This window comes from Streptomyces sp. B8-7, assembly GCF_058833805.1.
In genome coordinates this window covers 523,896-536,944 of sequence record NZ_JBYRRL010000004.1, presented here as the reverse complement: position 1 = coordinate 536,944, position 13,049 = coordinate 523,896, and the positions used below count along the sequence as shown (strand labels likewise).

Genomic DNA, 13,049 nt, shown 5'->3' with positions numbered 1-13,049 from the left:
GCGCAGGGCGGTCCCGGCTGCGCGGGCTGTGGACCCGGCTGCCCCGGCCGCACACGCTGCGGGCCCGGCTCACCGCGGGGCTCGTCGTGCTGCTCGCGGTGAGCTGCGCCGCCGTCGGTGTGGCGGCCGTGGTGGGGCTGGACGGCTTCCTGACCGGCCGGCTGGACCAGCAGCTGCGCGACGCCGGCGTGCGGTTCCCGGCGAGCCTGGAGCACGGCGCGCGGCCGCCCTCCGACCACGACGGCGACGAGGACGGCGACACCCGCCGCCAGTCGGTCGGCACCTTCGGCGCCCGGCTGGCGGGCGGCACCGTCACCAACGCCGCGGTCGTGACGTCCGGCAGCGGTGCGGGCGCGCGGGCCGTCCCGCTGGACGCCGCGGACCGTGACCGGCTCGCCGCGGTCCCCGCCGACGGCGCCGGGCACACCGTCGAGCTGTCCCGGCTCGACGAGTACCGGGTGATGGCGACCCGGGGGCAGGACGGCGACGTGCTGATCTCCGGGCTGCCCATGGAGCCCGTCGAGGCCACCGTGCACCGGCTGGAGGTGGTGGCCGCGCTCGTCTTCGGCGCGGCCCTCGCCCTCACCGGCGTGGCCGGCGCGCTGTGGGTGCGCTGGTCGCTGCGCCCGCTCGGCAGGGTCGCCGCGACCGCCACCCGGGTGAGTGAACTGCCCCTGTCCACGGGTGAGGTGGCCCTGCCGCCCCGGGTTCCCGGAACGGATCCGCGTGGCGAGGTCGGCCGGGTCGCCGACGCCTTCAACCGGATGCTCGGCCATGTCGAGGACGCGCTCACCAAGCGCCATGCCAGCGAGGAGCGGCTGCGCACCTTCGCCGCCGACGCCAGCCACGAGCTGCGCACGCCCGTGGCGTCGATCCGCGGGCACGCCGAACTGGCCCTGCTCCACCCCGAGCCGGTGCCGCCCAAGGTCACGCGGGCGCTGGAACGCATCGAGGCCGAGGCGGCCCGGATGGGGGAGATGGTCGACGAACTGCTGCTGCTGGCCCGTCTCGACGCGGGCCGGCGCCTGGAGGACGACCCCGTCGACCTCACCCGCCTCGTCCTCGACGCCGTGACGGACGCGCAGGCCGCGGGCCGTGACCACCGCTGGACCCTGGAGCTGCCGGAGGAGCCGGTGACCGTCCGGGGTGACGCCCACCGGCTCCACCAGGTGCTGGCCAACCTGCTCACCAACGCCCGCCAGCACACTCCGGCCGGCACCGAGGTCACCGTCCGTCTGGACACCGACGGCGGCCGGGCGCGGCTCGCGGTCCGCGACGACGGGCCCGGTGTCGCCGCGGACATCCGGTCCCACGTCTTCGAGCGCTTCACCCGCGCGGACCGCCGCCGCGGGCCGGGCACCGGGGCCGGCCTGGGCCTGTCGATCGTGGCCGCGGTCGTGGAGGCCCACGGCGGGTCCGTCTCGCTCGACAGCCGTCCCGGTGCCACCACGTTCACGGTGCGGCTGCCCGCCGGCACCTGACCGCAGGCCGGGAGAAGAGCCGGCCGCCGGGCCCGGAGCGGCCCGCCTCACGGTGACGCGGCCGGGCGGCGGGACGGCCCCGGCGCCGGCCGCTCGGCGGCCGCCGTCGCGTCACCGTGACCCGCCGCCCGCCGTCGCGTCACCGTGACGACCCGCCGCCCGCGACAGCCCTGCCGGTGGGCGGGCCGGCGGCCGGGCCGGCCGGACCGCCGCCCACGGCGTCGGCGGACGCGTCGGCGGCCGGAGCCCCGGGCGCCGGGACCGCCTTCCGGCGGCCGGCGGGCACCAGGGCCAGCAGCAGGGCCGCCGCCGTCAGCGCCGCGCCCGCCGCGGCCACGGCCGGCAGGGCGTGCCCGCGGGCCAGCAGGAGGCCGCCGAGCCAGCTGCCGAGCGCGATGCCCACGCAGAACGCCGAGTTGTTGACGGTCAGCGCCATCGTGGACGACGACGGGCCGGCCGCGGACACGATGGCGGTGTTGAGGGCGGGGATCGTCGCGAAGTAGGCGGCTCCCAGCAGGCAGAACAGGACCGCCACCGCCCACCGGCTGCCCGGCGGCAGCGCGAGCAGCAGCAGGCCCGCCGCGGCCGTGCCCAGGGTCACGGGGACGGCCGCGGCCGGGAAGCGGTCGGCCGCCCGTCCGCCGGCCGTGTTGCCGGCGATGCCCCCGAGCCCGTACAGCAGCAGGAGCACGGTGACACCCCGCGAGCCGAACCCGGCGGACTCGGTGAGGTACGGGGAGGCGTAGGTGTAGAGGGCGAACACACCCGCGGTGCCCAGCATGATCACCACGGCGACCAGCAGCATCGGGCCCGGCAGCGTGAACCGGCGCCGGCCGCCGGGGACACCCGCACCGGACGGTTCCGGCGCGGCCCCCGCTGTGGCCCCCGGTACGGCCCCCGCTGTGGCCCCCGGTACGGCCTCGGGTACGGCGCACCGGGCGAGCAGCGCGGTGGCGGCCAGGCTCAGCGCGGCGAGTGCCCAGAACGTGGCGCGCCAGCCGAACTCGTTCCCGATCAGGGTGCCGGCCGGCACCCCGGCCACGCTGGACAGGCCGATGCCGAGCGTGATCTTCGCCCCCCAGGCGGCCCGCCGGTCCGGCGGCGCCATGTCCCGGGCCGCCGCCACGAAGGCCGCGATGAGGGTGGAGTGGACGACGGCGCTCACCACCCGGCCCGCCAGCAGCCAGCCGAACCCGGGGGCCAGCGCGGCCAGCGCGTTCCCCGCCACGAACACACCCATCATGGCGGGCAGCAGCGTGGCGCGGCGCAGCCGTGCGGTGGCCGCGGTGACGAACGGGCCGACCAGGACGACCGCGACGGCGTACACGGTGATGAGCAGGCCGACGGCGGTCAGTGAGACGCCGACGTCCCGCGCGACGGCGGGCAGGATGCCGGCGATGACGCTCTCGGCGGTGCCGATGCAGAAGGTGCACACCATCATCGCGAGGACGGGCAGCGGCATGGGGGTGGTCTCCTCGGTGGTCGGCCCCGCCGGACGCCGGTGCCCTCCGGGCGGAGGCCGGGAGGGCACCGGCGGGCCGGGGTGCGGGCGGGTCAGGGGGTGCCGACGGTGACCGGCCGGTCACCGCCGTCGCCCGCGGGCGCGGGGCCCGCGGCCGTGCGCCGCGCGTCGGCGGCGGCCCGCGCGGCCCGCGCGGCGCGGGTGCGGCGCGCCCAGGCCCGCACGGCGGGCCGCTCCACACCGGCGTACAGCAGCCAGGCCAGCAGCAGGCTGACCGCGGCGGTCAGCGCGGCCACGCCGACGGCCTCCGCGAGCGAGCCCGCCTCGCGGTAGCCGAACCGCTCCTGCAGGACGGACAGCAGGATCTGGTGGACCAGGTAGAACGCGAAGGACACCTCGCCGAGCCACACCCACGCGCGCCCGCCGACCGCGGTGCCGCGCCCCTGGGCGTCCCGGGCCGCCGCGGCGGAGATGAGCAGCGCGAACGGCACCACGACCACGGCGTTCAGGGAGAACAGGAACGGCACCTGCAGGCTCAGCGCGTACGCCGCCACCGTGAGGGCCAGCGCGGGCAGCACCCCGAGGCCGATCCAGCGGCCGGACAGCACGATCCGGGCCATCAGGATGCCGAGCAGGAAGTCCAGCACCCGCGCGGGCGGGAAGATGTAGACGAGCCACATCTGGGTGATGGAGTGGCCGTACAGCGGCGAGTTGGCGTGGTTCGGCCCGAACGGCTCACCGGCGGGGAGCAGTTGCACGAGTAGCGGCAGCAGCACGATCGCCGCGGCCGTTCCGCCGGCCCACCACCACAGCCGCTCCGCGCGGATCCGGCGCACCCCGCGGTACAGCGCCGGGAACAGCAGGTAGAAGACCAGCTCGCAGGAGAGCGACCAGCTGGGGTTGTTGATGCTGAAGAACACGTCGTCGCGCGGTATCCACGCCTGCAGGAGCAGGAAGTTGGGGATGCCCCGCCCCCAGGTCGCCGACACGTACGCGTAGGAGGCCAGGGCCAGGAAGAAGGTGACGACGTGGTTGGGCACGATCTTCACGACCCGGCGTCCCCAGAAGGCGCGGGTGGTGTCGTCGTCGCGCGCCGACCAGGCCAGCACGAAGCCGCTGAGGATGAAGAAGAAGGTGACGCCGGCCCAGCCGCCGTTCTTCAGGGCGGCGGCGAACGGGCCGTGCCCCTCGCCGGAGGCGGAGTAGGCGTCGAGCAGCGACAGATGGAAGAGGAAGACGAGGAAGGCGGCGAAGAACCGCATCCCGGTCAGTGAGGACAGCCGGGGCGAACGCCCGGGCAGGGTGGAAGCGGCGGACACGAGGATCACCTCGACGTGGGAGGGCGGACGGAGGGGACGCCCCGGCCGGCCGGCCTCGCGCGGCACGCGCGGCGGCCTGCCCGGCGGGAGCGGCGGCAGACATCCGGGGATGCCCGGCGGGACGGGGCGGGCAGACGCCGGGCGGCGGCTGCCGGAAGGGGGCGGGAACGGGCGGGCGCCCGGCGGGTGTCACGGTCGGGCGGGGCGTACCGACTGGGCGTGCCGGAAGAAGCCGGTGGGGTCCCAGCGGGCCTTCACCTTCTGCAGCCGCCGGTAGCCGCCCTTGTAGTACAGGTCGTGCCAGGGGACGCCGGAGCTGTTCCAGTGCGGGTCCCCGAGGTCGACGTCGGCGTAGTTGACGAAGCAGCCGTCGGTGGTGTCGTTCGGCACCGGCACACCGCCGGTCGCGGCGAACATGTCGCGGTAGCACTCCCGCACCCAGGCGATGTTGGCCGCGTCGTCCGCCGCGTCCTCCCACAGGGAGACGACCTGGTACTTCAGCACCGAGTCCCGCTGCGGCACCGCGGTCGCGTCCGGCGCGACGCGGTTCACCGCACCGCCGTACGAGGCGATCATCAGCAGCGCGCCGGGGTTGTGGAAGTCGTCGCGGGTCAGGTGCCGGTGGGCGGCGGCGATCTGGGCGTCGGTGTACGTGCGGCGCGCGTACACCGACTTGCCCTTGAAGCGGATCGTGGGGTCCGGGCCGGTGAACCCCGGCCACTGGGTGGCGTGCAGCCACGGCATCCGCCGGTACTGGCGGACCTGCGGCCGGACCCCGACGCCGGCCCCGACCTCGGCCGTGTAGCTGCGCAGCAGCTGCTCGGCACCGGGCGCACCGGCGTCGACCAGCGAGTCCAGCACCACCGCGCCGCCCGACTTGTGGAACGGCTTGAGCTGGCTGAACAGCGCCGTGTAGGGGGAGTCGGGTGCGCTGTTGCGGGTGTGCCAGTCGCCGTGGTTCTGCATCAGCCGGGTGAAGCGGGCCTCGGTCAGCTCCTCCCACGGCCAGGCGACCTCGCTCAGCCACACCTCGCGCGGCGGCGTGGGCAGCTGGTCGGCGGGGTCGTCGCCGCGGGCGTCGGGGGAGCGCAGCCAGTAGCGGGTGACCACGCCGAAGTTGCCGCCGCCGCCTCCGGTGTGTGCCCACCACAGCTCCCGGTGCGGGCCGCGGCTGTCGCGGGTGGCGGTGACCACGCGGGCGCGGCCGTCCGACCCGACGACCACGATCTCGATGCCGTACAGGTGGTCCACCGCGAGGCCGTCGCGCCGGCTCATGGAGCCGTAGCCGCCGCCCTGGATGTGGCCGCCGGCGGCGACCGTGGGGCAGTTGCCGGCCGGGAGGTAGACCCCCCACCCCTTGTAGAGCCGGTCGTAGACCCGGCCGAGGGCGGCGCCGGGCTGGACGGAGAAGGCCCGGCGGCGCTCGTCGTAGGCGATGTCGTCCATCCGGGACAGGTCCAGGACGACCGCGATGTCGTCGCTGGTGGTGAAGTCCTCGTAGCAGTGGCCGCCGCTGCGCACCGCCAGCCGCCGGCCGGAGTCGACCGCGTGCTGCACGGCCCGTACGACGTCGGCGGTGGAGGTGGCCAGGACGATCCGCTCGGGGCTGCCGGTCCAGCGCTGGTTGGTGCCGCGCCGCAGATCGGCGTAGCGCCGGTCGGCGGGCCGCACCGTGACCGGCGGCTCGCCCGCGGCGGGCCCGGCGTCCGTGGTCGGGCCGCCGGGGTCCGTCCCCGCCGCGGCGGCGGGGCCCAGCCCGGCCGCGGTCACCGCGAGGGCGCCGCCCGCCGCGGCGGTGCCGGACAGGAACGTCCGGCGGTGCACCCGGGTACGGGCTCCGGGGCGCGCCGCGGGGCGCCGGGCCGCGGCGCCGGCCGTCGGTGCGGCGGAGGAGTCCGCGTCCGAGGGATCCGAGGGGCCCGAGGCGTCCGAGGGGTCCGAGGGGTCCGAGGAAAGGGAGACAGGGGAAGGCATGGGTGAGAGTCCTTGGAGTGAGGGGAGTGAGAAGCCGACGGGAGAACGGGAGGACACCGGCGGGCGGGGAGCGGGCGGGGAGCGGGCGGGCCGGCTCGGCCGTGCGGTGCCGACCGCTGCGGTGACCGGGAAGGCCGGCCGCGAGCCGGTGAACCCTCCCGGTCGCAGTGCTCAGGGAGCGTCGAGGGTGTCCAGGCGGAGGCCGAACCAGTCGAGGACGCGGACGACGCGGTGGGCCTCCGCGAGGTCGGGGGCGGTCGGCCCGGTGACGACGCCGTGCCGGGCGAACGCCGTCAGGGCGCGCGGTGACAGCGCCACGGCCGTCCCGGGGAGCAGCAGCCGCTCGGCGAGCTCCGCCCCCCGGTCCGGACCGGCGCCGGGCTGGGTCGACCAGAGCAGGTACGGGGCCGGTGCGCCGCGGCCGAGGGCCTCGGCCCAGTCGGGGGAGGCGAGGTCGCGGCGCAGCAGGTCGTACAGCAGGTGGGCTCCGGCGATCCCGGCGCGGGACCGCATCGCCTTCGCCTCCCAGCCGCCGATCAGGTCGAGGCGGGCGTCGACGAGGGCGTCCACGGCCGGGACGCAGTACTCGATGGCGACGGGCCGCGCCTCGGGGGAGGCGGTGGCCGCCTCGGACAGCAGCCTCCGCATCAGCCGCCGGTAGCCGGCCGGGCCGTGGACGGGGCCGGCGAGGCGGGTGCCGTTGGCGGAGAGCCGTCCGGTGGAGCGTGCCCCGGGTGCGGGTGGCGGCAGCTGGTCCTGGACCGGGCCGGCCCGTCCGCCGAGGCCGGGACGGAAGCCGACGGCGGGGTCGGACGCGGGGCCGAGCGTGGTGCCGGTGCCGGTGCCGGTGCCGGGCGCCGGGGCGCCGGACTCCGGGGCGGACCGCCGGCGGTCCAGCCAGACCGCCACGCGGGCCGCCGCCGCTCTGCGCAGCGGCCCGGCCGGACGGGTCGGTGACGGGGCGAGCGTGTTCATGAGGAGTTCCCTGAAGGGTCGGGTACGGCGTACGCGTACGGAGTACGGCGTGGTGGCGTGCGGGCCGGGACGCGCCGGGTGCGCGGCACGGCGCGGCCGGTGCGCGGCCGCTCCGCGTGGTGCGACGTGGCCGGACGGGCTGTCGTGCGATGTGCCGTTGTGCGATGTGCCGTTGCGCGACGCGCCGGGGCCGGACGTGCCGTTGTGCGATGTGCCGGGATCCGACGTGCCGGTGTACGGGGCGCGGGTGCGGCGTACCGCGTGCGGCGGGCCCTGGGGCGGCGCTGCGCTGCGCGACCGGGTGCGGCCTGCCGCCGGCGCCCCGGCGCGGGTGCGGCGGTGAAGGGTGGTGAAGGCGGGTCGTGTCGTGGACGGGAGACCGGGTGCGGGGTGGGAGGCCGTGGGGCGGGCGCGGACGCGGGCCCGGTGGTCAGGGGCGGTCGTGCCAGCGCAGGTCGCCCGGTGCGGCGCGGCGGGCCGTGGTCCGGCGTTCGTACGGCAGTGATCCGTCCGGCATGTTGATGATCTCCATCTGGATGCCGATGGGGGTGCTGAAGTAGAGCCACCGGTCGCCGGCGATCGGGCCCTGGGTGATCGTCTCCGGCTCGCCCATCAGGACCACGCCCGGCTGCTCGCGCAGGTACGCGGCGGCCGCGTCCACGTCATCGACGAAGAAGGCCAGGTGGTGGCCGCCGACGTCGCTGTTGCGCGGCGGCCGGGAGCGCAGGGCGCCGGTTCCGCTCTGGATGAGTTCGCAGTTGGCGGTCGGTCCGGTGCGCAGCAGTGTCCGCCGCGACTGCTCGGCGCCGGGCGGCCAGTGCCCGTCCGTCGCGGTGCCGGGCCCCTCGGTGCTCTCCACCGTCTCCGCGCCGAGTACGCCGGTGAAGAAGGCGACGGCGGCGTCGAGGTCGGCGACGGTGTAACTGACGTGCTCCACGCCCAGCAGGCCCAGGGAGTTCCGCACGGCGGTGGTGCGCGGGCCGGGCGCGGGGACGAAGCGCCGCCCGTCCGGCCGGCCCGGTCCGCGCACCGACAGCAGCATGCCCCAGGGGGTGAGGAACCAGCGGCGGGACCTGCCGGGAGGGCCGGCGGGGGCGCCGCCGGGGGCGGCCGACGGCCCCAGGCGGACGGTGCCCGCACGGCGCAGGTGCTCCTCGGCCGCGTCGGGGTCGGCCACCGCCAGGGCGAGGTGGTGGCCGCCGACGTCGTTCGGGCCGGGCGGGGAGAGGAGCTGGCCGGGGGCCGTGTACTCGAAGAGCTCCAGGTTGGTGCGGGGGCCGAGCCGGACCAGTGCGACCTCGGCGCGGGCCCGCGGGTGGACACCGAGTTTCCGGGTCATCCAGTCCCCGGAGGGGTCCTCGACGGGCCCCTCCCGGTAGCAGAGTTCGCCCCCCAGGACATCGGTGACATAGGCGACGGCCTCGTCGAGGCACGGCACCGTGAAGGCGTAGTGGTCCACCGCTCGGGCGGTGGGCAGGCCGGCGAGCACCGGCGAGGACGACGCCGTGACGGCGTTGAGCATGGTTCCCCCTCGAAACGGCACGCCGGTTCCGGGTCGGTACGCGGCGCACGGATGCTCGGACGTCGGCCCCGCCTCGCGACCGGGGGCCGACCGAGAGCGACAGTATGACAATGTCGTTGCGTGCGCAAGGAACTACTTTGGTGGTCACCCTCTCCCCTCCCCCTTGAAAGCGCCTTTGAGCTGTGGTTTCGCCGATTTGTGAGAGGCGGTCGAGCCTTAGTCGAGTCAAGGAGTTGTGGATCTCTATGTGTAGGCATGGAAAAGGTGTGTCGTTGGAGGGTTTCCTCGGCTGGCGGGGGCTCGTACCCTGGGTTTGTTCTGGCCGTCCCGGTCGTCGTGGGACTGAGCCCCGCCTCCCCCCTCACCGCGGTCCGAAGGCCCCACGGCGGGCGGTGGAACCCTCGGGCACTCTGGAGAAGTCGACATCATGCGAGCGCGCAAGGAAGACAGCGTCGAGCTGTGGAGTCAGCTGTCGGTACTCGTCGCGGAGGTCGGGACCGCGCTGGACCGCAGGCTCTCGGAGGACTACGAGCTGGGCCTCACGGACTTTCTCGCCCTGAGGGCGCTCGCCAACGGCGACCCGTCGGGCATCCGCATGAACGAACTCGCCCAGCTCCTGGGCCTCAACCAGTCGTCCGCCACCCGTGCCGTGCAGCGTCTGGAGTCGCGCGGCCTGGCCGGGAAGGGGGCCCACGCGACCGACCGCAGGGGCGTGGTGGTGCGCATCACCGACGCCGGCCGCGACCTGGCCGCGGAGATAGGCGGCCTCTTCCGGCGCGAGGTCGGCATGGCGCTGGAGGTCGCGTCCATGGACAGCAGGACCAGCTCCGTCGTCGCCCGGCTGCGGTACGCCCCGAAGCTCGACCGCTGACCCGTGCCCCGCCCGGACCGGCCCTCGGTCCGAGCGGGTGCACCGCCGAACCGGCCCGAGCAGCCGCTCTCAGCCGCTCTCAGCCGGTCCGGGCCGGCCCGCGTCGCGCCGCCCGCGTCGCGCCGCCCGTGCCGCGCGCCGCCCGTGCCGCGCGCCGCCCGTGCCGCGCGCCGCCCGTGCCGCGCGCCGCCCGTGCCGCGCGCCGCCCGTGCCGCGCGCCGCCCGTGCCGCGCGCCGCCCGTGTCGCGCGCCCCCCGTGTCGCGCCGAGCCGCACCGGCCCGCAGCGCACCGCCCCCGCCCTGCACCGGCCCGCAGCGCACGGTCCGCCGCGCACCGGCCGCACCGGCCGCCGCGCCGGCGCACGCCCGCGCCGGCCGCCGCGCCGGCACACCCCCGCCGAAGCCCCCGTCGTCCGCCGGCGGGGGCTTCGCCGTCCCGGTGGCAGGGCGCTCCGTGCGGCGTCCGGGCATTCCGGCCGGCCGGTGCCGAAAGGCCGCGAAGCCGTCCCGCTTCTTGCGGGGGCATGCATCAGTCGAGCACTTTTGGCCATCCCGGAACGTGGCGGGCGGGGGGAATCCCAGGTGGCGGGCGGTTTCGTACCGCAGTGCAGCCGCTTTCCGGCCGCCGCTGCCGTCGCCCGACCAGCTATGTTCTTGCGTACGCAATGAAATCTGTGTCAGTGTCGATATCGGCGACGGGGGGCAGGCCACGACGCCGTGGCCACGTCCCGCGCAGGCGGCCCAGGAGGCTTCGCGGCGCGGAGACCCGAGAGCACTGCCCCGACCGGATTCGCAACGAACCCGAACCGAGACTCTTCGTCGGAGGCGGAAGCCTGATGCAGCAAGGAACCCAGACCGCGCGGAACAACGACGGTCTCTTCGCGGTGGGCAGCCCGGTCACCCACTGGTCCGTACAGACCAGCAACCCGGTCCAGTACGAGATACGGGCCTGCGAGAACCTTCTCGACCCCGAGAACTCCACCATCCTGGAGGACGCCTCGGGCAACGGCGGCCAGCGCCGCTTCATCGTCACCGACCGCGTGGTCGACTCGCTCTACGGCGAGCGCATCCGCGCCTACTTCGACCACCACGGCGTCGAGCACCGCGTGCTGGTGCTGGACGACGGCGAGACGCACAAGTCCGTGGATGCGGTGCTGCAGGTCACCGAGGCCCTCGACGCGTTCGGCGTCGACCGCCGGCGCGAGCCCGTCATCGCCGTCGGCGGCGGCGTGCTGATGGACATCGTCGGCTTCGCGGCCAGCCTGTACCGCCGCTCCACCCCGTTCATCCGCATCCCCACCACGCTGATCGGCCTGGTGGACGCGGGCGTCGGCGCCAAGACCGGGGTCAACCACAACGGCCACAAGAACCGGCTCGGCACCTACTTCCCCGCGGACCGCACCCTGCTGGACCGCTCCTTCCTGGCCACGCTCGACGCACGGCACATCAGCAACGGCCTGGCCGAGATCCTCAAGATCGCCCTGATCAAGGACGCGCGGCTGTTCGACCTGCTGGAGCAGCACGGCGCCGACCTGCTGCGCGACAGACTCCAGAGCCCGGCCGCCGTCGGCCCCACCCCCGCGGACGTACCCGTGGACCAGCGCCTCGCGGCCCGCGGGCTGCACCTCGACCCGGCGACCGAGGTCGTCGAACGGGCCATCCAGGGCATGCTGGAGGAACTCCAGCCCAACCTCTGGGAAAAGGTCCTGGAACGCGTCGTCGACTACGGCCACACCTTCAGCCCGACCATCGAGATGCACGCGCTGCCCGCGCTGCTGCACGGTGAGGCGGTGGCCGTCGACATGGCGCTCACCACCGTCATGGCCGAGCGCCGCGGCCTGGTCAGTGCCTACCAGCGGGACCGCATCCTCGGCGTGATGGCGCGGCTGGGCCTGCCGGCCTGGCACCCGCTGTGCACGCCGGAGGTGCTCGGCGACGCCCTGCGCGACACCGTGCGGCACCGTGACGGCAAACAGCGGCTGCCGCTCCCGGTCGGCATCGGCAGCGCGCTGTTCGTCAACGACGTGACCGAGGCCGAACTCGCCGCCGCGGCCGAGTCCCTGGCGGCCCTGGGGTCCGGAGTCTCCCGGTGACCACCGCAGCCGACGCCCGCCCCGGCCCGGCCCCGTCCGCCGGCCCGCCGTCCGGCCCCGCCTCCGGCGGCCGTACCGTGCCGCACGGAACGGAGGCGTCCCCGGACGTGACCCCCTGGCGTTCGCTGGGGACCGTGGCGGGCGCCGCGACCGTGCACGGTGTGCACGGCGCGGCCGGCCGCACCCGCTGGAAGTGCTTCGCCGGGCGCCGCCGGCTCGACTCGCCCACCGAGGCCGTCGAGTGGGCGTCCGTCCCCCCGGGCGGACTCAGCGGGGAGCACCGCCACACCCGCACCGAGGAGATCTACCTCGTGCTGCGCGGGCAGGGCGAGTTCCTCTTCAACGGCGCACCGCACCCGGTCCGCCCCGGAACGCTCGCCCTGACGGCCCCCGGCAACGTGCACGGGCTGCGCAACACCGGGGACCACGACCTCGACTGGTGGGTCATCGAGACCCTCGCACCCGGCACCGACGCCGTCCTGTCCGGAGCCGGCCACATCCACCCGGGAGTACCGCCCATGGGCGAAGCAGTCATCCACGACCTGTTCAAGGAGCGCACCGTCTCCACCGGAGGGGTCTTCACCGGCCCGCTGCGGCAGGTGGAGGTCGTCGAACTCGACGCCGGCCAGCGGACCCGGCTGGGCTCCCCCGACGCGGAACTCGCCGTCTTCGTGCACGAGGGGACCGGCCGGGCCACCGCCGACGGCAGCACGGCGGACCTGGCACCCGACACCTGCCTCACCCTCGGCGCGGCGACCTCCACCGGCGTCGAGGCGGTCACCCCGCTGCGGCTGCTGATCGTCACCCTGGCCGTCCCGCGGCCCGCGACGGAGGCATCGTGATCGTCTCGACGACCGGGGAAGCGGTCCGCACCGTCGTCCCCACGGACACCCCCACGGACACCCCCACGGACACCCCCACGGGCGCGGACGCGGACATCGCCACGGGTACGTCCGTCCCCACGGGCGCGGGCGAGGGCACGAGCGGCGACCGTGGTGGCGGTGGCGGTGGCGCGGTGGCCGCGTGGACGTGCCTGGTGCGCCGGGGCATGCTGCACAGCGAGTGCGAGGCGGTGGAGCACTGGCGGCTTCCGCACCGCGCCGTGCTGACCTCCACCCCGCAGCACGGGGTGGAGGAGGCGGTGCTCGTCCTCGACGGCGAGCTGCGGCTCACCACGGAGTCCGCGCGGCACACCGTACGGGCCGGCCAGCTGGCCCTCCTCCCGCACGGCGTCCGGGCCCGCCTGGTGGCGCACCGGGCCCCGGTCAGGCTGCTGACCGTCCGGACGCTCACCGCCTCCGTCACCGGCCGGCTGCCGGCCCGCGTCCCCGAACTGGTCTGATCCCGAAGGG

10 protein-coding genes are annotated in these 13,049 nt (G+C 75.8%); 5 read left to right on the top strand and 5 right to left on the bottom strand.

The genetic code is table 11. The features are described from left to right. Positions 1-17 precede the first annotated feature (17 nt). Positions 18-1,481 carry a sensor histidine kinase gene (locus tag AC5K6T_RS22295; RefSeq protein WP_493212176.1) on the top strand — a complete coding sequence of 488 codons (1,464 nt, stop codon included), beginning with the start codon at positions 18-20 and terminating at the stop codon, positions 1,479-1,481. 139 nt (positions 1,482-1,620) lie between these two features. On the opposite strand, the gene AC5K6T_RS22290 is transcribed toward AC5K6T_RS22295, so the two are convergent. From AC5K6T_RS22290 to AC5K6T_RS22270, 5 genes are all read right to left on the bottom strand, one after another. Next, positions 1,621-2,943: an MFS transporter gene (locus AC5K6T_RS22290; RefSeq protein ID WP_493211572.1), complete on the bottom strand. Its 1,323-nt coding sequence runs from the start codon at positions 2,941-2,943 to the stop codon at positions 1,621-1,623. Positions 2,944-3,035: 92 nt separating this feature from the next. Then, positions 3,036-4,262 (bottom strand): acyltransferase family protein, encoded by a 1,227-nt coding sequence (locus AC5K6T_RS22285; RefSeq protein ID WP_493211571.1) that lies wholly within the window; start codon positions 4,260-4,262, stop codon positions 3,036-3,038. A gap of 189 nt (positions 4,263-4,451) precedes the next feature. Next, a complete protein-coding gene (locus tag AC5K6T_RS22280) occupies positions 4,452-6,236 on the bottom strand; it encodes an FAD-binding oxidoreductase (RefSeq protein ID WP_493211570.1) in 1,785 nt (594 codons plus the stop codon). Between the two features lie 171 nt (positions 6,237-6,407). Then, positions 6,408-7,211 carry a beta/alpha barrel domain-containing protein gene (locus AC5K6T_RS22275; protein WP_493211569.1) on the bottom strand — a complete coding sequence of 268 codons (804 nt, stop codon included), beginning with the start codon at positions 7,209-7,211 and terminating at the stop codon, positions 6,408-6,410. A gap of 430 nt (positions 7,212-7,641) precedes the next feature. Then, positions 7,642-8,733, bottom strand: coding sequence for a VOC family protein (locus tag AC5K6T_RS22270; RefSeq protein WP_493211568.1), 1,092 nt, complete (start codon positions 8,731-8,733; stop codon positions 7,642-7,644). 427 nt (positions 8,734-9,160) lie between these two features. Here AC5K6T_RS22270 and AC5K6T_RS22265 point away from each other — a divergent pair, with 427 nt between their 5' ends. From AC5K6T_RS22265 to AC5K6T_RS22250, 4 genes are all read left to right on the top strand, one after another. Further along, positions 9,161-9,604, top strand: coding sequence for a MarR family winged helix-turn-helix transcriptional regulator (locus AC5K6T_RS22265; protein ID WP_493211567.1), 444 nt, complete (start codon positions 9,161-9,163; stop codon positions 9,602-9,604). An 836-nt stretch (positions 9,605-10,440) separates the two neighbouring features. Next, positions 10,441-11,697, top strand: coding sequence for a sedoheptulose 7-phosphate cyclase (locus tag AC5K6T_RS22260; RefSeq protein ID WP_493211566.1), 1,257 nt, complete (start codon positions 10,441-10,443; stop codon positions 11,695-11,697). Then, positions 11,694-12,539: a cupin domain-containing protein gene (locus AC5K6T_RS22255; protein ID WP_493211565.1), complete on the top strand. Its 846-nt coding sequence runs from the start codon at positions 11,694-11,696 to the stop codon at positions 12,537-12,539. The genes AC5K6T_RS22260 and AC5K6T_RS22255 overlap by 4 nt, the downstream gene beginning before the upstream one ends. Continuing rightward, positions 12,536-13,039 (top strand): cupin domain-containing protein, encoded by a 504-nt coding sequence (locus AC5K6T_RS22250; RefSeq protein ID WP_493211564.1) that lies wholly within the window; start codon positions 12,536-12,538, stop codon positions 13,037-13,039. Before AC5K6T_RS22255 ends, AC5K6T_RS22250 begins: the two co-directional genes overlap by 4 nt. Positions 13,040-13,049: the final 10 nt, after the last annotated feature.

Coding starts and splice junctions, on each gene's coding strand:
- AC5K6T_RS22290 (WP_493211572.1), bottom strand. CDS start 2,943: ATGCCGCTGCCCGTCCTCGCGATGATGGTGTGCACCTTCTGCATCGGC.
- AC5K6T_RS22280 (WP_493211570.1), bottom strand. CDS start 6,236: ATGCCTTCCCCTGTCTCCCTTTCCTCGGACCCCTCGGACCCCTCGGAC.
- AC5K6T_RS22275 (WP_493211569.1), bottom strand. CDS start 7,211: ATGAACACGCTCGCCCCGTCACCGACCCGTCCGGCCGGGCCGCTGCGC.
- AC5K6T_RS22270 (WP_493211568.1), bottom strand. CDS start 8,733: ATGCTCAACGCCGTCACGGCGTCGTCCTCGCCGGTGCTCGCCGGCCTG.
- AC5K6T_RS22265 (WP_493211567.1), top strand. CDS start 9,161: ATGCGAGCGCGCAAGGAAGACAGCGTCGAGCTGTGGAGTCAGCTGTCG.
- AC5K6T_RS22260 (WP_493211566.1), top strand. CDS start 10,441: ATGCAGCAAGGAACCCAGACCGCGCGGAACAACGACGGTCTCTTCGCG.